Raw genomic sequence first — 18,058 nt, 5'->3', positions numbered from 1 at the left:
CGAGATATGACTCTAAGTGCAACACACCCCCTGGTAGATGGCCGGACTTCCTCCTCGCCGCTGATCTCGGCCTACCGCGGTGAGCGTCCCAGCAGGCGTCCGGTGTGGTTCATGCGCCAGGCCGGTCGGTCCCTGCCCGAATATCGGGCACTGCGGCAGGGGACGGCGATGCTCGATTCATGCCTCGACCCGGCGATGGCCTCTGAAATTACCCTCCAGCCGGTTCGCAGGCACGACGTCGACGCCGCCATTTTCTTCTCCGATATCGTCATCCCGCTCAAGTTGGCCGGCGTAGACGTCGATATTGTGCCAGGGGTCGGGCCGGTGCTCGGCACACCAGTCCGCACCGCCGCGGATGTTGCAGCGCTCCCGGAACTGACCGATGAAGCGCTCGAACCTATCCGGCAGGCAGTCGCCCTGACCGTCGCTGAGCTCGGAAGCACCCCGCTCATCGGGTTCGCTGGCGCCCCCTTCACCCTCGCCGCCTACATGGTCGAGGGCAAACCGTCCCGGGATCACCTCGGCCCACGGACCATGATGCATGCCGATCCGGAAACCTGGGGTGCGCTGACACGCTGGGCTGCCGACGCTTCGGGGAAGTTCCTGAAGGCCCAGCTGGAGGCCGGAGCGAGTGCCGCCCAGCTTTTCGACTCGTGGGCAGGCTCACTGGGCCTGGCCGATTATCAGGCGCACGTCGCCCCGGCGTCCGGACGGGCGTTGGACTTTGTGCGAGGCCTCGGAGCGCCTCTGATTCACTTCGGAACCGGTACTTCGGAACTCCTGGTGGCAATGCATGATGTTGGTGTCGATGTGGTCGGAGTTGACTACCGGCTGCCCCTCGACGAAGCCAATCGTCGGCTCGGTGGCGCAGTTCCCCTGCAGGGCAACATTGACCCGGCGCTGCTCTCAGCTCCGTGGGAGGTCCTCGAGGCCCACGTGCTCGACGTGCTGAAGGCGGGTTCGGCCGCCCCCGGCCATGTCGTCAACCTCGGCCACGGCGTGCCACCTGAAACCGACCCGGCGGTCCTGACAAGGATTGTTCAACTCATCCACTCGGTGGAACCGTAACCATGCCGCACCGTAGCAGTGCCCCACGCGTAACGCCGGGTAAACCCGTCGTTGTTGTTGGGGGCGGGATGGCCGGATTGATCGTGGCCCGCGAGCTGTTGGCCCGCGGTCTGACCGTGACGGTCCTCGAACGGTCATCAGCCTTCGGTGGCTGCGTGGCCGACCACGAGGTGGCGGGCTTAAGGCTTGACAGCGGAGCTGAATCGTATTCCACCCGTTCGGACACTGTGCCCGCCCTGGCACGTCAGCTTGGCCTGGCCGACCGCCTCGTCATCCCTAACCCGGCGGGAGCGTGGATCAGGTTCCCCGGCAAAGACCCCCAGCACAGTGCCATGCCCCTGCCTCGTAGCGGCATCCTCGGTATTCCCGCGGATGTACTCGACCCCGAGATCGTGCGGGCCATCGGCAGGGCTGGGGCGTTGCGGGCATCACTGGACAAGGTGCTCCCGCTGGGCAGCCTGTACAAAGACGAGGGAATCAGCCTGGGCGAGGTGGTGCGCGCCCGGATGGGCATCGACGTCCTCACCCGCCTGGTCGCGCCGGTTGTCGGCGGAGTGTTCTCGGCTGATCCCGATGACCTTGACGTTGATTCCGTGGCGCCCGGACTTCGCAAAATGATGAAGCACCACGGATCGCTCGGTGCGGCAGTGGGCGCCATGCGCGCTGCAGCGCCCGCCGGCTCGGCCGTCGGGGGCCTGAGCGGGGGCATGGCCCAACTCACCGCTGCGTTGACCGACGAACTTCGTGCTGGCGGAGCCGATCTCAGGCCGGACAGTGAGGTGCTCTCAATCGCCCGGTCGGGAACGGGCTGGACGGTAACCACCGCCAGCGGCCCCATTGCAGCCGAGGCGCTGGTGATGGCGGTGGACGGGCCAGGCGCCGTCGACCTTCTCGGTGATGCACTGCCAAGGCTGCGGGAGGACCGACCCCAGGCGGTTCCGGGGGTGGCTTTGGTGACCCTCGTCGTCGACGTTCCGGAACTCGATGCCCACCCGCGGGGGACCGGGGTGCTGGTAGCAGCCGGGGCTGAGGGCGTCAGCGCCAAAGCGCTCACCCACGCCACCGCGAAATGGTCCTGGCTCGCGGATCAGGCGGGCCCGGGCAGCCACGTGCTCAGGCTTTCCTACGGGCGGGCAGGTCAGCTCGGCGATGAACTGGCCGACGACACCGCGCTCTACGGGGCAGCGCTCGCCGACGCCTCAGCGCTCCTCGAGACCACCATTGATGAAGCTGACGTGGTGGGATGGAAAGTGGTCCGCTGGAACGGTGCCCTGCCCCACGCTTCGGTAGGTCACCGTGACCTGGTGGCACGGGTTCGTGCCGCCGCGGCCTCGGAACGCCACCTTGAAATCACTGGTGCGTGGCTCGCTGGGACAGGTCTGGTCGCTGTCATTGACGACGCCAGGGTGAGAGCCAAAGCCCTCGCTGATCGGTTGGCCCCGCAGGCCAGCGACCCAACTGGGCTGTGATCTTCGCGACTTTCTACGCGCAGTAGAACCTCAGATTTCGGTTTGCTCCTCACTGAGGGGCAGACTAGTACCATGAGTGAGCAAACCCGCACGGAGCACACGCAAAATCCTTCAACAGCCACCGCCGACGACGCCGCGGCTGAGCTGTTCTTCACCCTGTGGACGGTGTTCAAACGCAGCGCTGTGACACAGGGCTCCGCCACCGGCTCCCTTGAGCAGGTCATCGAGTCCCTCGACGCCGACGGGGTGACGCTGCGCGGCTTCTACGACGTCTCCGGAATGCGCGAAGACGCCGATGTGATGGTCTGGTTGCATGGCTCCCAGCCCGAAGCACTGCAGGCCGCCGTCCGGAAGATCCGTCGGACCACCGAATTCGCAACGGCCGAGATTGTCTGGTCCGCCATGGGCGTTCACCGGGCCGCTGAATTCTCGAAGAGCCACTCCCCGGCGTTCTCACGCGGCGTGGCACCGGCCGAATGGGTCTGTGTCTACCCGTTTGTCCGCTCCTATGACTGGTACATCCTCCCGTCGGAAGAGCGCCGCGAGATGCTGTACGACCACGGCTTGAAGGGCCGTGACTACCCTCAGGTCCTCTCCAACACCGTCTCCTCCTTCGCCCTCGGCGACTGGGAGTGGATCCTCGCCCTTGAGGCACCCGACCTGGTCGACCTGGTCGACCTGATGCGCCACCTCCGCGAAACCGAGGCCAGGCGGCACGTGCGCGACGAAATTCCCTTTTACACCGGACGGCGGATCGATACCGCCGGGATTGCAGAGGTGCTCCGATGACCGCTCAGGCCTTTCACCCGCTCGACGGCGTGGACGACAACGGGCGGATGGCGCCCAAAAACTACGACGCCATTGTGCTCGCCTCCTTCGGCGGACCCGAGGGTCAGGAAGATGTCATTCCCTTCCTCCGGAACGTCACCCGTGGCCGCGGCATCCCCGACGAACGCCTCGAAGAGGTCTCCCACCACTACCGCGCCAACGGCGGCATCAGCCCCATCAACGCCCAGAACCGTGCGCTGAAGGCGGCAATGGAAGCCGAACTGGCCAACCGGGGCATCGATCTACCGGTGTTCTGGGGCAACCGCAACTGGGCGCCGTTCATCGCGGACACCCTGCAGGAGGCGTACGACGCCGGACACCGCCGCGTGCTCACCGTCACCACGAGCGCCTACTCCTGTTACTCGAGTTGCCGCCAGTACCGGGAAGACCTGGGGATGGCCCTGGTTGAGACCGGCCTCGAAGGCAAGCTTGAGGTAGACAAGGTCAGGCAATACTTCGACCACCCCGGTTTCGTCGAGCCGTTCGTCGAGGGTGTGACCAACGGTCTTTCAGCGCTGCGCCAGAAGCTGACCGACAGCGGTGAAACCGACGCCCCAATCCATATCCTGTTCGCCACCCACTCGATCCCCACCGGCGACGCCGAGGCCGCAGGGCCGCGGGTCAACGGTGAGGCCGACGGCGGGCCCGCCTACGCCGAGGGTGCCTACGTCGCCCAGCACCTGGCCACAGCCCAGGCTGTGCTCGACCGGGTGCCGGAATCCGCCGGCGTCGACTGGTCACTTGTCTACCAATCACGGTCGGGTGCCCCGCATGTGCCCTGGCTGGAGCCCGACATCAACGATGCGATCAAGGATCTCGCCGCGGCGGGCACCAAGGGCGTCGTCATCGTTCCGCTCGGATTTGTCAGCGACCACATGGAAGTGAAATGGGACCTCGACACCGAGGCCCTTGAGACCTGCGCCGATCTGGGCGTCCTCGCCGAGCGGGTCCCCACCCCGGGAACCCACGACAAGTTCGTCGCGGGCCTGATCGACCTGGTCTGCGAACGCACGGTGGAGAACAACATCGCCGACCGGCCGTCCGCCACGAACCTGGGACCCTGGTTCGATGTCTGCCGGCCCAACTGCTGCGCCAACCGCAGGGGCCCCAAGCCCACTGTCGCCGCGGCGGACTCGACTGTCGGACTACCGGGGACGGCACCCGCCTCGTGACCGGGCCCCTGCGGGTGGGCACCCGCGCCAGTGCGTTGGCGCTCACCCAGACCACCACGGTTGCCGAGCGGATCAGCTCGCTCAGCGGCGCAGTCCACGAGCTGGTCCGGATCCGCACCGAGGGTGACGTGCATAAGGGTTCACTCACCCAGATCGGGGGAACCGGCGTGTTTGTTGCGGCGCTGCGCGATGCCCTTCTGGATGACCGCTGCGACCTTGCCGTGCACTCGCTCAAGGACCTTCCGACGGTCCCCGCCGAGGGGTTGAACGTCGCAGCCATTCCCGAACGGGCGGACACCCGTGATGCGCTTTGCGCCAGGGATGGGCTTACCTTGGCCACCCTCCCCGACGGTGCAACGGTGGGCACGGGTTCCCCGCGCCGGGCCGCCCAGCTACGTGCTGCACGGCCCGGACTGGAGGTCATCGACATCAGGGGCAACGTTGACACCCGCCTTGCCAGGGTTGCCGGGCTGAGCGAGTCGGGCCCGGGTGACCTCGACGCGGTGGTGCTCGCTGCCGCCGGGTTGTTCCGGTTGGGGCGCGAAAGCGTCATTACCGAGCTCATCGACCCGGCAGTGATGCTGCCTGCACCCGGACAGGGTGCACTGGCAGTCGAATGCCGGACCGGTGACGCCCTCGACTCACCCTTCGCTGCAGCCCTCAAGGACTACGACCACACCACCACCCGGCTTGCAGTCACCGCCGAGCGGGCGGTCCTGCGCCGTCTCGAAGCAGGGTGCAGTGCCCCCATCGGGGCCCTCGCCACGGTGACCGGCGAAGTCCTTACACTGCAGGCTGTGGTGTGCAGCCTTGACGGAACCCAACTGCTCCGGCTGGCTCGTTCCGGCGGGGACCTCTCAGTCGATGGCGCGGATGCGCTGGGCGTGGGACTTGCCGAGGATCTGCTGGCCGCTGGTGCCGCGAGCATTGCTCCGCTCACCGCCCAATGACCCCAGCCCCAACTTCCGGTAATCACCCGCTGGAGGGTGTCCGCGTGGTGTTGCTGCGAGGTGCTGAGCACGCCGTCCGGACGGTGGGGGAGCTGCACTCGCGCGGGGCCGCAGTGCAACTGCTGCCCCTGATTGACTTCGAGACTCCCGAAGACTCAGCATTGCTCGAGGCTGCCCTGGATGACCTGGCCGGCGGAGCGTTTAGCTGGCTCGTGGCGACCAGCAGCACCACGGTTCGGGCGCTGAAACACCAGTTGGCTCGCCGTGGACTTGCGCTTGGCTCAGCGGTCCCGTCCGGCACACTCATCGCGGCGGTGGGGGAGGCGACCGCCGGGGCGCTGTTCGCCGAAGGTCTGAGGGCTGACCTGGTGCCTGATCGGACCGGTCATGAGAGTTCGGCCGTCGGACTGGCCGCCGCCTTCAGCGGGCTGGCACCCGAGGGTCGCATCCTCCTCCCGCAAGCCGACATTGCAGCCGACACCCTTGAGCGCCTACTCAGCGGTCAGGGCTGGGACCTGGTGCAAATCACCGCGTACCGTACCGTGTCCTACCCGGCGGACCCGTCGCGTCGGATCACCGCCAGTGTAGGACCTGACGGACCCGCTAAACACGATGGAACTGGAGCCAGCGGACCGGAAGCCCCGGATAGGTGCCCCGAGCTGCCCGAACTGGACCCAGCCGGTTTCTGGACAGCTGTCGCAGCTGGCGCTATCGATGCCGTGGTGTTCACTTCCCCCAGCACCGTCCGCAGGTTGAGCGAACGGACCACTCACTCACCCGCCGAAGGCTTTCCGGCCGGACTCGCCGCCGTCATGATCGGTGCCAGCACTGCTGCTGAAGCGCAACGGTGCGGTATCCCCATCGCCGCGGTAGCAGCCGACCCGACGCCCGCGGGGATCGCCGATGCGATCGCAGCCGCGATGCAGGACCACCCCGAACGTGAAAAGCTGACTGCAAGAGAAGAGGAGCACCCATGAGTTTCCCCCAACACCGACCACGCCGGCTGCGGACCACTCCGGCGCTGAGGCGCCTGACCGCCGAGCACCGACTGAGCCCCGCCGAACTGGTGCTGCCAGCGTTCATCCGCGAGGGGCTCACCAGCCCGCACCCCATTTCCTCGATGCCCGGAGTGGTCCAGCACAGCACCGAGTCGCTGAAGCGTGCAGCCGCGGAGGCGGTCCAGTTGGGTGTCGGCGGGATCATGCTCTTTGGTATCCCCGCCCAGCGCGATGCGACGGGCAGCGCAGGGCTTGACCCGGACGGCGTCCTGAACCGGGCGATCGCTGACGTTCGGGCTGAGGTGGGAGACGACCTGGTGGTCATGAGCGATGTCTGCCTCGACGAATTCACCGACCATGGGCACTGTGGCGTGCTCGCGTCCGACGGAACGGTCGACAACGATGCGACGCTCGCGGTGTATGCCGAAATGGCTGTCGCCCAGGCCAACGCCGGGGCGCACGTTCTCGGTCCGTCAGGCATGATGGACGGTCAAGTGGCAGTCATCCGTCAGGCGCTTGAGGAGGCAGGGCATCAGGAAACTGCCGTTCTGGCCTACGCCGCCAAATACGCGTCAGCCTTTTACGGCCCGTTCCGTGAGGCAGTCGATTCGCAGCTCAAGGGCGACCGGCGAACCTACCAAATGGACGCAGCAAACCGCCGCGAAGCACTCCTGGAGGTCGAACTGGACCTCGAGGAAGGCGCAGACATGGTGATGGTCAAACCGGCAATGAGCTACCTCGACATCCTCGCTGATGTTGCGGCGCTGTCTCCTGTACCGGTGGGCGCCTACCAGATCTCGGGGGAGTACGCCATGATCGAGGCCGCCGCTGCGAATGGCTGGATCGACCGTCGTCGGGCCATCGAAGAATCAGTTCTCGGCATCAAACGCGCCGGGGCGAACATTATCCTGACCTACTGGGCCGCCGAACTCGCCGGCTGGCTAAAGGAGTAAACCATGACCGTTTCAGAAGAATTGTTCACACGGGCGCAAGCCCTCATGCCTGGCGGGGTCAACTCTCCGGTCCGGGCTTTCGGATCGGTCGGTGGCACCCCCCGCTTCCTGGTCTCGGCCAAAGGCCCCCACGTCACCGACGCCGACGGTCGCGAGTATGTCGACCTGGTGTGTTCCTGGGGTCCGGCTCTGCTCGGACACGGCCACCCGGCGGTGCTGGACGCGGTGCACCGTGCGGCGGACAACGGCCTGTCCTTTGGCGCGTCAACCCCGGCCGAGGCTGACCTGGCGCAACTGGTGAAGGATCGGGTGCCAGCGGTGGAACGGCTGCGGATGGTGTCCACGGGTACCGAGGCGACCATGACGGCGGTCCGCCTGGCCCGCGGGTTCACCGGCCGCAACCTGATCGTGAAGTTTGCTGGCTGCTACCACGGTCATCTGGATTCCCTCCTGGCAGCAGCCGGGTCCGGTGTGGCGACCCTCGCGCTCCCCGGCTCGGCCGGGGTCACCGCCGCGACCGCAGCGGAAACCCTGGTGCTGCCCTACAACGACCTGGCAGCCGTCGAAGCAGCTTTCGCCGACCACGGGGATTCAATCGCCGCTGTCATCACCGAGGCCGCGCCAGCCAATATGGGAGTAGTGACACCGGGGCCGGGCTTCAATGCGGGCCTGTCCCGGATCACCGCCGCCCACGGCGCGCTGCTCATTGTCGACGAGGTTCTCACGGGCTTCAGGGTGGGGCCGGGTGGATATTGGGGCCTCACCGGAGGCGCCGCCGGCGCCGAGGAAGCATGGACCCCCGACCTGCTGACCTTCGGGAAGGTGATCGGGGGCGGGCTCCCCGCAGCAGCCCTGGGCGGTCGCGAGGACGTCATGAATTACCTGGCTCCCCTGGGACCCGTGTACCAGGCGGGCACCCTGTCCGGGAACCCGCTGGCAATGGCCGCCGGGGTTGCCCAGTTGAGCCATGCAACCGCTGATGTCTACCAGCAGATCGACTCGAACTCCCTGGCACTGTCAGCCGCGCTCTCCACCGAACTGGATCGCGCCGGCGTCGACCATTCCATCCAGCGGGCAGGGAACCTGTTCAGCGTGGCCTTCGGGACGTCGGCGGGCGGCGTCCACAACTACGCCGAGGCGCTGGCCCAGGACTCCTACCGCTACGCCCCGTTCTTCCATTCAATGCTGGAGTCGGGTGTCTATCTGCCGCCGTCCGTCTTTGAGGCGTGGTTCCTGTCCTCCGCGCACGACGACGCAGCCATGAACCGGATCTACGACGCGTTGCCTGCTGCTGCGGCTGCCGCAGCAGGAGCGACGCCCGTCGGCTGACGCCTGTCGACTGACACCCAGGCACAAACAAGGGAACCCCGCACGGAAACGAAAGCCGTTTCTATGCGGGGTTCCCTGGTGTGGGCTAGGACGCGGGAGCGACGTCTCCGCTGGGCCACTGTTCCTCGATGTAGGCCTTGACCTCGGGGGAGTGCAACAGCTCCTCGAGCTTCGCGATCCGTGCATCACCGTCTGAAGCGGTGTTCCAGGCCAGGAAATTGGCGTAGGGATTGCCATCAAGCGATTCAACGACGAGGGCATCAGCGGTGCTGAGACCCGCGTCGAGAATGTAGTTGCCATTGATGATGGCCAGGTCAACGCTGGGGTCCTGGAGATCGTTGAGCAGCAGTTCGGGCTGGTTCTCGATGAACTCCAGGCCCATCGGGTTCTGCTCGTCGGAGAGCGCAAGTACTGAGGCGTCCTCGGCAATGCCCTCAAGAATCCCGGCATCCTGCAACAGCGTCAGTGCGCGGGCCTGATTGGAGGGGTCGTTGGTGATGGCGATGCGTCCGCCCTCGGGGATGTCCGAGACGTCCTCATGCTGCTCGGAGAAGGCAGCATACGGCTCGATGTGGACGCCCTCGCCGTGGGCGAAGTCGTACCCCTGGCCTTCAACCTGGCTGTTGAAATACGGCAGGTGCTGGAAGTAGTTGGCGTCCAGGTCACCGTCGCTGAGCGCGATATTCGGGGTGGTGTAATCGTCGAACTCGGTGATCTCGAGGTCGAGTCCCGCTTCCTCGGCGAGATTCTCGTCGACGAACTCAAGGATCCGGGCGTGGGGCTGCGGGCTCGCCCCAACGGTGATGGTTTGCGGGTTGGCGGGATCCAGTGAGGAGACGACCTCGGTGTCGGCTGAACCGCCACAGGCGCTCAGCATGAGGGTAGCAGCGACGCCGGTAGCAGCGAGGGTGAGTAACTTACGCAATAGAACAGGTTTCCTTTCAAGGGGCGTACAAAAGTAGGTGCAGGCAGTGAGTGTTGGGAACGGCGACGGCGTCAGCTGCCGACCACCTGGACCGCAGCCTTGCGACGCAGCCGTTTACCGCTCCCGGCCGTCGCTGCCGAGCGGTGATCCACCCGGCGCGCAGCCCAGTCCCCGGCGAGCTGAATGGCCTGCACGATGAGGACGATGATGATGATTACCACCACCATGACGGTGGTGTCGAACCGTTGGAGGCCGTAGTTGTAGGCGAGTCGGCCGAGACCACCGCCGCCGATGATGCCGGCCATCGCCGAGTAGCCGACCAGGGTGACCAGCGTCGTCGTGAGCGCGGCAATCAGACCCGGGAGCGCCTCACGGAGGAGCACCTTGGTCACCACCTGCATTCGGGTGGAACCCATCACGAGAGCAGCGTCGATCTTGCCTGAACTGACGTCGCGGAGGGAGGTTTCGACCAGTCGGGCGAAGAACGGGATGGCGCCGATGCTTAGTGATACCGATGCCGCAACCGGTCCGATCGAGGTGCCGGTCAGGAGCCGGGCGAGCGGGATCAGTGACACCATCAGGATGGCGAACGGAATGGAACGGGTGATATTGACGACGACGCCGCTGATCACCTTGTTGGTCAGGGGCATCGGCCGCAACCCGTCGGGGGCGCTGGCGGAAAGAAACACGCCCAACGGCAACCCCACCAGAAGGGTGAAGAAGCCCGAGATGCCGATCATCTGCATCGTTGCTGCGAATTCTTCGGGCAGGGCACGGGTGATGCCTGGGTTAGTGAAGAGCTGATCAAAAAAATCCATCATGCCACCTTTGCCGCGACGCCCTGGGACTGCAGGTACTGCAGCATTTCTTCGACTGGCGCCAGCTCACTCACTTCGATTCGTAGCCGGCCGAAGCGGCTGTCGGCGAGATTTTCGACGCTGCCAGCCAGAACATTGATGCTCAGATCGAACCGTCGGCCCAGATCGGACAGGACCGGCGCTGACGCGACATCCCCCGCTAGGAGCAGTTCGAGCGCTGGCATTCTTCCTGGCCGATGGGCTGGTAGCGGCAGCAGCGCCCGTGACAGCTTTCCGTCGAGCTGGGCCGCCACGTCCTGCAGCCTGCCATGTTCCACCACCCGGCCATCCTCCAGCAGCGATACCGAATCGCAGATGCGCTTCACGACGTTCATCTCATGGGTGATGATCAGCACCGTCAAGCCCAGCGTGTCAGTGAGGTTATGGATCAGATCCAGGATGTCGTCAGTGGTGGTTGGATCGAGTGCCGAGGTGGGCTCGTCGCAGAGCAGCACGTCGGGATCGGAGGCGAGCGCCCGGGCAATACCCACCCGCTGCTTCTGGCCACCGGATAACTGCGACGGGTAGGCATCGGCGAAGCCAGCCAATCCCACCAGATCCAGGAGACGTGCCACCGTGGAAGAGATATCTGCCTTGGGGGTCTTCACCAGTTCCAGGGGGTGCGCCACATTCTGGGCAGCCGTGCGGGAATCCATCAGGTTGGCGTGCTGGAAGACCATTCCAATTCGACGGCGCGCAGTGCGGATCTCTGAATCCTTGACAGCGGTCAGTTCACGACCGTCAATGGTGACCGACCCGGAGCTGGGGCGGTCCAGCAGGGTCAGGCACCGCACGAGGGTCGACTTTCCCGCACCGGAATGACCGATGATGCCGTGGATCGACCCGCGGGGCACGGTCAGGCTCACCCCGTCAAGGGCGGTAATGGTGCGGCTGCCCTGCTGGTAGGTCTTACGCAGGTCGGAAACTGTGATCATGGGCCCTCATGGTTGCTGGCGACGGCCGGATGATCGGGTGTATCACGGCCGGAGGGCGAATCGATCGACGCCCAAGCCATCATCACACGCATGAAAGAAGTGACTGAACTTTAGTGCCCTGAATCACTCATCGGGCGCCGTCTGGGGCATCCCCGCCTCCAGATCGAAGAATCTTCGGAAAAGTGGACTCGCGGCGGCGTTCCCGTGATGTCCCTAGGAGGCGATCGCGGGCCAGCGCCCTTCAACGACTGCCGCCGGATCGTCGCGGCGGAGGTATTCCTGGAAGCTCGCGGCCTGCCGGGCCGCCCACACCACCTGCGATGCATGAAGTACTCCTGCAGGACGTTGCAGATGCGGGAAGCGTTCGGCAAGGACCGCCGCGACCTGCAAGGTTGCCAGCACATCCGCGGCCGACGTGTGGGCGTTTTCAAACGCCACCCCATAGTGTTCAGACATAGCTGTCAGGGTCCGTTTTCCACGGCGGAAACGATCAGCCTGCTTGTCCATGATGTACGGGTCGAGGACCGGGAACGGATGGGGTACGGGTACCGCATGCCGGGCACCTTCACTGGCCAGCACAGTGAAGTCGTAGCGTGCGTTGAAAGCCAGGACGGGAATTCCCGCTGTGAACAGACGATTCAGGACTGCGGCGATTTCCTGCACTACCCGGGCCACCGGTTGGCCCTCGGCACGGGCCCGCTCGGTGCTGACCCCATGGATTGCTGCAGCCTCCAGGGGGATCTCAACACCGGGGTCGGCCAACCACTCATGTTGCTCAAGCGCTGAGCCATCCGCGTCCACCAGCACTATCGACGCGGTGACAATCCGGGCCGCCAGCGGGTCGCGTCCAGTGGTCTCGAGGTCAAAGGCCGCTCGTGGGTGGTGATGCCAGCTATCCATGCCTTTGACGCTATCCTCCGGCACCGACATTTCGGGTGAGGTGGGTCCGGTTAGGCTGGAATTCATGAATGATGAATTCGCCGAGGCGGTGTACGAGATAGCAGGAATGATTCCTGGCGGTTCCGTCCTTTCCTATGGCGACATCTCCGAGCTGCTGGAGTGCGCTGGCCCCCGGCAGGTCGGTGCCGCAATGTCCCGGTGCGGCGACGGTACGCCGTGGTGGCGGGTGGTCCGCGCCAGCGGCCTTCCTCCGCTCGGCCACAGCGCAGAGGCTTTACCCCGTTATGTGGCTGAGGGGACCCCGCTGCGAACCAGCGGGGATACCCGATCCCAGGCCCGGTCGGAGCCGGGGTACACGATCGAGATGGCTGCGGCCCGATGGAACCCAACCGAAACCGAACGGGGCGCAATCGAGGTGACCCGTTCCGCACTGGCCGGGGGTTCGGAGCCGATCCCTAAAACGTCAGACCCGCATGATTGGCTGAAACCATGAACGCCAGACCACGATTGGTAACAGCAGGAGATGCGCGGGCCGGGCAACCGTCAGCCACGGCGCCGGTCCTTAGCCCTGAACAGGCAGAAATCGTTGCTCTTGGCGCCGGTAGCGGACCGGTGCTGGTGTTGGGCGGCCCAGGGACCGGCAAGTCAACCGTGCTGGTCGAAGCGGCGGTGCGGCGGATCGATCAGGACGGGCTGGATCCGGCCTCAGTCCTGATGCTGGCGCCGTCCCGCCTGAGCGCAGCACGGCTTCGTGACGCGTTGACCTCCCGCCTGAACCGCAGCCTAAGCGCAGCACCAGCACGGACCTGGGCGTCTTATGCCTTTGACCTGATCCGCAGGGCGCGAATTGAGGGACGGATCCCCGAGCTGATTCGCAGCCCCCGTCTCCTCTCCGGCGCGGAACAGGACCTAATCATCAAGGAGCTCCTGGACGGTCACAACCGGCCCGGGGCGACACCGCTGGGGTGGCCGGAGGGTTTGACCCTCGCCCTTTCCACCAGAGGGTTCAGGCAAGAGGTGCGGGAGCTTTTCGACCGGGTCAGCGAGTACGGAATGCATCCGGATGAACTGGCTGACCTGGGGCGTCGTTTCAACCGTCCAGACTGGACAGCGGGCGCCCAGCTGTACCAGGAGTACCGCGACGTCCTGGATCTGCGGATGCCCGAGGCATTCGATCCGGCGGGCGTGCTTACCGCGGCCCGGAACCTGCTGGAGGTCGACGCGGATCTGCTGGCACAGGAGCGATCCCGGCTGCAGCTCATTCTCGTAGACGACTACCAGGAGTCGAACGCGGCTGTCCATGCCCTGTTCACCCTGCTGGGCAGGGACAGCGACGTCCTCGTGGCGTCGTGCCCGGACACCGTCGTTCACGGCTTCAGGGGCGCCCGGCCTGAGCTGACCGGCAGACTGGCACAGGACCTCACGGGGAACACCAAGCTGCTGACGGTTGCGCTCAGGACCTCCCACCGGCTGACCGGGCCGTTGGCGGAGGCATGGCAAAACGTGGCCTCGCGCATTTCGATCGTCGGCGGTGCGGGCGCGTACAGAACGCTGGAGCCTGCACCGCAGGGCCCAACAATTCTCAATGAGGTGGGGTCGGTCTCCGCGCATCTGGTGGATTCCTCATTCCATGAGCTGCGGTATGTGGCGCAACGGATCCTTGAGGCACAACTCTTCGCGGGACGGAGTCTCGGCGACATTGCAGTGATCGTGAGGACCGGGGCCCAACTGGCCGAGTTTCAGCGTTATCTGACCGGACAGGGGATTGCGGTCAACGTTCCGGCAGCGGAGCGGGCCATTCGTGACGAACCAGCGGTGAAGCCGTTACTGGACATTTTTGGGGTCGTCCTGGGCCAGGTGACCCTGGATGCGGCGTTAGCCGTGTCCTTACTATCATCACGGGTAGGCGGCGCGGGGACACTTGAGCTCCGCCGGTTGCGGCAGAGCCTTCGCCAGACGGAAGTGGCGGCCGGCCGGGGGAGGACCAGCGACGAGTTGCTGGTTGAGGCACTCACCGACCCCTCGCTGATTGGCCCAGGGATGCAGGGCGGTAAAGCGGCACGAAGGGTCGCGCGGATGATCTCAGCCGGAACGTCAGCTCTTGAGGCGGAGGGAGCCAACCCCGAGACGGTGTTGTGGGCGCTGTGGGAGGCCTCAGGGTGGTCAACTCAATGGGCCGACTCAGCGGTTGCCGAGGGAGCGTCCGCTGCCCGCGCTGACCGCGACCTCGACGCAGTAGTGGCCCTGTTCCAGACGGCCGAACGGTTCGTCGACCAGGTGCCCGGGGCGGCGCCGGCCCGGTTCCTCGAGTACCTGACCAGCCAGGAACTGCCAATGGACACGTTGGCGCCGCGCGCCCAGAACCAGGAATCCGTGGCGCTGCTCACCCCCGCCAGCGCTTCCGGTCGGGAATGGCCGGTGGTGATCGTGGCAGGTATCCAGGAGGGGACCTGGCCCAATCTGCGGCTCAGAGGGGAATTGCTCGGTTCAGGCGAACTCACCGCGCTGATGGATTACGGAGCGGATTTTCGCCGGCACCGCGACCCGTTGATCCTGATGCAGGAGATCCGCTTCGACGAGCTTCGCAGCTTCTCGGTCGCCGTATCCCGGGCCACCGAAGAATTGATTTGCTGTGCCGTGGCATCCGATGAGGCACAGCCCTCACCGTTCCTGGACCTGGTGGATCCGTTGCCCCCCGGTCAATTGGAGCGGTCCCGGACCGAGGTGCAACGCCCGCTGACGCTGCGCGCGCTCGTGGCTGAGCTGAGGAAGTATGCTCAGCAAGCGACCGCATACCCTGAACTCTCTCGGGAAGCGACCCACCATCTGGGCGCTATGGTCAACCATTCTCCTACGGTGCCGGGAGCCCACCCCCGTGAGTGGTGGGGCCTCCAGGAGCTCTCCTCCAGCGCACCGGTGGTGCCCGGCGACCAGCCCATCCCGGTGTCTCCTTCCAAGGTTGATGCTGTCCTGAAATCACCGTTGAACTGGTTTGTATCGGCGGTCGGCGGTGAGCCGACGATGGACTTCGCGCGGTCTCTGGGAACGCTGGTGCACAGCATTGCCCAGGACTTCCCGGATGCCACCGGTAGTCAATACGTTGAGGAGTTGCAGCGCCGTTGGCCTTCCCTCGGGATGAAGGAGAACTGGGAGGGGAGGATCGATTTTCAGCGTGCCGAACAGATGGTGCGGAAGCTCGCTGGCTACGTGATTGCGATGCGGCAGGCAGGTCGGTCACTGGTCGGCACTGAGGTCGATTTCGAAGTGGACCTGGAGGTGGCAATCGGGGATGCCCCGCGCGTCGCGAGATTGAGGGGGCAGATCGACCGGCTGGAAATCGATGCTGAGGGCAGGCTGGTCATAGTCGACCTGAAAACCGGCAAGTCCTCGCCCTCGCTGGCGGATCTGGACCGGCACCCGCAGTTGGCCTCCTACCAGGTCGCCGTGAATGAGGGGGCACTCTCTGCTGGGCAGGTCGCAGGATCGGGTGGGGCCGCCCTGGTCCAGCTGGGAACCACCCGCAAGGAAGCGGGAGTCCAGCAGCAACCCGCCCTGGCGGCCGACGATGGGTGGGCCCGGGAAATGATCGAGGAAGCAGCACGTCTTATGTCGTCAGCTCAGTTCGATACGGTGCATGATCCGAAGCGATCAGGCCACGGTGGGTCAGGTTGTCGACTGCCCGAAATCTGTCCGCTGTGCCAAGAGGGACGGCAGGTGACCGAATGAGCAGCGCAGCAGCCCCGGTCGCAACTGGTGGAGTGCCCGCCAATCGGGTGGCCCAGCGGTTTTCTGCCAGAGAACTCGCTGAACTACTGCACCGTGATCCCACTTCACCAGTGCAGTACCCCACACCAGATCAGGTCACCATTATTGAAGCGCCGCTCGAGCCGCTGCTCGTCATTGCGGGCGCCGGATCAGGTAAGACCAAGACCATGGCTGACCGGGTGGTTTGGTTGGTAGCCAACGCACTGGTCCGGCCGGAGCAGATCCTGGGTGTAACTTTCACCAAAAAGGCAGCCGGAGAGTTGTCCACCCGGATCCGGCAGCAATTGTCGGCACTGTACCCAGCGTTGGACGCGGCCGGATATGAAGGCACCGACGAGGACCGGCTAGACCCGAGCGTGTCGACCTATCACTCGTACGCCAACTCGATTGTCCAGGACTATGGATTGCGCATCGGGGTGGAGCGGGACTCGGTGCTGCTCGGTGCTGCACAGGCCTGGCAACTGGCCAGTTCCGTGGTGGAAGCGTATGAGGGGGAATGGGAGCATTTCAGTGCCGCGAAGTCCACCCTGGTCAAGGCGGTCCTCACCATGGCCGGGGAATGCGCTGAACATCTGGTGACACCGGCCGAAGTGAGGGCGGTGCTGAGGGAACACATCTCGGCCGTCGGTGAGCTGGAATACGCGACGGGCACAACGCGCCGCCCGGCACAGGCTGTTGCCAGGCTGCTGGACAAACTGCGAACCCGGGTGACCGTCACCGAACTGGTCGAACACTATTCAGATGCCAAACACACCCGTCGGCAGCTGGACTTCGGTGATCTGGTTGCTCTCGCAGCAAGGATTGTCAGCGACATCCCCGAGGCGGTGGAAATGGAGCGCCAGAAATTCCGGGTAGTCCTGCTGGACGAATTCCAGGACACCTCGTTTGCACAGATGGTGTTGTTCTCAAAGCTCTTCGGCGACGGCCGGGCGGTGACCGCTGTGGGGGACCCCCACCAGTCGATCTATGGTTTCCGCGGAGCTTCGGCCGGTCAACTGGGAACGTTCCGCACCACGTTCCCCCTCACCGCCGACGACGGGTTACGCCCTTCATCGGTCGCCAACCTTTCGGTCGCCTGGCGCAACGGCACCAGTATTCTCGCGGCAGCCAACGCTGTTGCCTCCGAACTCAATCGTCAACCCAGCTGGCTGCGCAGCTCTACCCTGTTCGTCCCTCCGCTGGAACCGAAACCCCGGGCAGGAGTGGGGGAGGTGTATCTGGGTAGGTACCTGTGCGAAGCATCGGTACAGCTGGACGGCGAAACGGTTACGGGTGAGGCCGCTGCCCTGGCGGACCAGGTGGAGCACCATCGACGGCGAGGTTTTGAGGTCGGTGCCGAGGGCCGGGCGCTCAAACCGACCGTCGCAGTCCTATGCCGTGGGCGGCGGCAGTTTGAACCCATCCGTCAGGAGCTGGCGAAGCGTGGCATTCCGGTGCAGATTGTGGGACTTGGGGGCTTGCTCCGCACACCCGAAATCGTTGAACTGCTCGCAGTGCTGCGGGTGCTCGGCGACCCGGATCGATCCGATTCCCTGCTGCGATTGCTTTCGAGCGCCCGCTGGCGGATCGGCGCGGCAGACATCATGGCCCTGGGTGACTGGTCCAGGCAACTGGCCCGACGTAGGCTCTGGTCCACGCCCGCCACCGAACCGGCCGACGACGTCGGAGCCGGAGCCGGGCAGGAGGCCGACACGGTGCTGCCCGACACCGTCGAACTGGGCAGTCTGGTCGAGGCAGTTGACCATCTCCCACCGGCAGATTGGGTCTCAAACAGCGGACGCGAGCTGAGCGGTGAAGGATGTGGATCGCAGCGATAAGTGGCGTGGTTCTTGCAGCGTTCGGTGGCCCACCAGCGCCGGTGTGCCGCTCAGTTAGTCAGGGCAGGGATGATCGCGCCGGAGAACACCTG

15 protein-coding genes are annotated in these 18,058 nt (G+C 65.3%); 11 read left to right on the top strand and 4 right to left on the bottom strand.

The genetic code is table 11. From position 1 onward, the window contains the following. Positions 1–6: 6 nt before the first annotated feature. The 8 genes from hemE (at position 7) to hemL (ending at position 8,767) form a co-directional block, all read left to right on the top strand. Positions 7–1,068, top strand: coding sequence for a uroporphyrinogen decarboxylase (gene hemE, locus ACX80T_RS06820; protein ID WP_026040926.1), 1,062 nt, complete (start codon positions 7–9; stop codon positions 1,066–1,068). 2 nt (positions 1,069–1,070) lie between these two features. Further along, positions 1,071–2,537, top strand: coding sequence for a protoporphyrinogen oxidase (gene hemG, locus ACX80T_RS06815; protein WP_459304054.1), 1,467 nt, complete (start codon positions 1,071–1,073; stop codon positions 2,535–2,537). A 72-nt stretch (positions 2,538–2,609) separates the two neighbouring features. Further along, positions 2,610–3,326, top strand: a complete 717-nt coding sequence (gene hemQ / locus ACX80T_RS06810) for a hydrogen peroxide-dependent heme synthase (protein WP_019481669.1) — start codon at positions 2,610–2,612, stop codon at positions 3,324–3,326. Next, the gene (locus ACX80T_RS06805) at positions 3,323–4,537 is read left to right on the top strand and encodes a ferrochelatase (RefSeq protein ID WP_459304053.1); all 1,215 of its coding nucleotides are present in this window, start codon (positions 3,323–3,325) and stop codon (positions 4,535–4,537) included. The genes hemQ and ACX80T_RS06805 overlap by 4 nt, the downstream gene beginning before the upstream one ends. Then, the gene (hemC, locus tag ACX80T_RS06800) at positions 4,534–5,487 is read left to right on the top strand and encodes a hydroxymethylbilane synthase (RefSeq protein ID WP_459304052.1); all 954 of its coding nucleotides are present in this window, start codon (positions 4,534–4,536) and stop codon (positions 5,485–5,487) included. The genes ACX80T_RS06805 and hemC overlap by 4 nt, the downstream gene beginning before the upstream one ends. After that, a complete protein-coding gene (locus ACX80T_RS06795; protein WP_459304050.1) occupies positions 5,484–6,464 on the top strand; it encodes a uroporphyrinogen-III synthase in 981 nt (326 codons plus the stop codon). Before hemC ends, ACX80T_RS06795 begins: the two co-directional genes overlap by 4 nt. Beyond that, positions 6,461–7,438 (top strand): porphobilinogen synthase, encoded by a 978-nt coding sequence (hemB, locus tag ACX80T_RS06790; RefSeq protein ID WP_019481673.1) that lies wholly within the window; start codon positions 6,461–6,463, stop codon positions 7,436–7,438. Before ACX80T_RS06795 ends, hemB begins: the two co-directional genes overlap by 4 nt. A 3-nt stretch (positions 7,439–7,441) precedes the next feature. After that, positions 7,442–8,767 (top strand): glutamate-1-semialdehyde 2,1-aminomutase, encoded by a 1,326-nt coding sequence (hemL, locus tag ACX80T_RS06785; protein WP_459304049.1) that lies wholly within the window; start codon positions 7,442–7,444, stop codon positions 8,765–8,767. A gap of 85 nt (positions 8,768–8,852) precedes the next feature. Here the strand turns inward: hemL and ACX80T_RS06780 are convergent, their stop codons facing one another. The 4 genes from ACX80T_RS06780 to ACX80T_RS06765 all read right to left on the bottom strand — a co-directional run bounded on the left by ACX80T_RS06780 (position 8,853) and on the right by ACX80T_RS06765 (position 12,384). Next, positions 8,853–9,692, bottom strand: a complete 840-nt coding sequence (locus ACX80T_RS06780; RefSeq protein ID WP_019481675.1) for a MetQ/NlpA family ABC transporter substrate-binding protein — start codon at positions 9,690–9,692, stop codon at positions 8,853–8,855. Positions 9,693–9,763: 71 nt separating this feature from the next. Then, on the bottom strand, positions 9,764–10,510 hold the full coding sequence (locus tag ACX80T_RS06775; RefSeq protein WP_459304048.1) for a methionine ABC transporter permease: 747 nt from the start codon (positions 10,508–10,510) through the stop codon (positions 9,764–9,766). After that, positions 10,510–11,484, bottom strand: coding sequence for a methionine ABC transporter ATP-binding protein (locus tag ACX80T_RS06770; RefSeq protein WP_459304047.1), 975 nt, complete (start codon positions 11,482–11,484; stop codon positions 10,510–10,512). The genes ACX80T_RS06775 and ACX80T_RS06770 overlap by 1 nt, the downstream gene beginning before the upstream one ends. Before the next feature lie 213 nt (positions 11,485–11,697). Continuing rightward, positions 11,698–12,384, bottom strand: coding sequence for an exonuclease domain-containing protein (locus ACX80T_RS06765; protein WP_459304141.1), 687 nt, complete (start codon positions 12,382–12,384; stop codon positions 11,698–11,700). A gap of 64 nt (positions 12,385–12,448) precedes the next feature. Between ACX80T_RS06765 and ACX80T_RS06760 the strand changes: the two genes are divergently transcribed. The 3 genes from ACX80T_RS06760 to ACX80T_RS06750 are packed head-to-tail and all read left to right on the top strand — an operon-like array spanning position 12,449 to position 17,966. Continuing rightward, positions 12,449–12,877 carry an MGMT family protein gene (locus ACX80T_RS06760; RefSeq protein ID WP_165802613.1) on the top strand — a complete coding sequence of 143 codons (429 nt, stop codon included), beginning with the start codon at positions 12,449–12,451 and terminating at the stop codon, positions 12,875–12,877. Continuing rightward, positions 12,874–16,110, top strand: a complete 3,237-nt coding sequence (locus ACX80T_RS06755; RefSeq protein ID WP_459304046.1) for an ATP-dependent helicase — start codon at positions 12,874–12,876, stop codon at positions 16,108–16,110. The genes ACX80T_RS06760 and ACX80T_RS06755 overlap by 4 nt, the downstream gene beginning before the upstream one ends. Continuing rightward, positions 16,107–17,966 carry an ATP-dependent helicase gene (locus ACX80T_RS06750; protein WP_459304045.1) on the top strand — a complete coding sequence of 620 codons (1,860 nt, stop codon included), beginning with the start codon at positions 16,107–16,109 and terminating at the stop codon, positions 17,964–17,966. Before ACX80T_RS06755 ends, ACX80T_RS06750 begins: the two co-directional genes overlap by 4 nt. Positions 17,967–18,058 lie beyond the last annotated feature (92 nt).

This window comes from Arthrobacter sp. Sr33, assembly GCF_054511195.1.
This window is presented reverse-complemented; position numbering and strand designations above follow the sequence as displayed.

Excerpts from the sequence above, each read along its gene's own strand:
- hemE (WP_026040926.1), top strand. The coding sequence starts at position 7 with ATGACTCTAAGTGCAACACACCCCCTGGTAGATGGCCGGACTTCCTCC.
- hemG (WP_459304054.1), top strand. The coding sequence starts at position 1,071 with ATGCCGCACCGTAGCAGTGCCCCACGCGTAACGCCGGGTAAACCCGTC.
- hemQ (WP_019481669.1), top strand. The coding sequence starts at position 2,610 with ATGAGTGAGCAAACCCGCACGGAGCACACGCAAAATCCTTCAACAGCC.
- ACX80T_RS06805 (WP_459304053.1), top strand. The coding sequence starts at position 3,323 with ATGACCGCTCAGGCCTTTCACCCGCTCGACGGCGTGGACGACAACGGG.
- ACX80T_RS06795 (WP_459304050.1), top strand. The coding sequence starts at position 5,484 with ATGACCCCAGCCCCAACTTCCGGTAATCACCCGCTGGAGGGTGTCCGC.
- hemB (WP_019481673.1), top strand. The coding sequence starts at position 6,461 with ATGAGTTTCCCCCAACACCGACCACGCCGGCTGCGGACCACTCCGGCG.
- hemL (WP_459304049.1), top strand. The coding sequence starts at position 7,442 with ATGACCGTTTCAGAAGAATTGTTCACACGGGCGCAAGCCCTCATGCCT.
- ACX80T_RS06775 (WP_459304048.1), bottom strand. The coding sequence starts at position 10,510 with ATGGATTTTTTTGATCAGCTCTTCACTAACCCAGGCATCACCCGTGCC.
- ACX80T_RS06770 (WP_459304047.1), bottom strand. The coding sequence starts at position 11,484 with ATGATCACAGTTTCCGACCTGCGTAAGACCTACCAGCAGGGCAGCCGC.
- ACX80T_RS06765 (WP_459304141.1), bottom strand. The coding sequence starts at position 12,384 with ATGGATAGCTGGCATCACCACCCACGAGCGGCCTTTGACCTCGAGACC.
- ACX80T_RS06760 (WP_165802613.1), top strand. The coding sequence starts at position 12,449 with ATGAATGATGAATTCGCCGAGGCGGTGTACGAGATAGCAGGAATGATT.
- ACX80T_RS06755 (WP_459304046.1), top strand. The coding sequence starts at position 12,874 with ATGAACGCCAGACCACGATTGGTAACAGCAGGAGATGCGCGGGCCGGG.
- ACX80T_RS06750 (WP_459304045.1), top strand. The coding sequence starts at position 16,107 with ATGAGCAGCGCAGCAGCCCCGGTCGCAACTGGTGGAGTGCCCGCCAAT.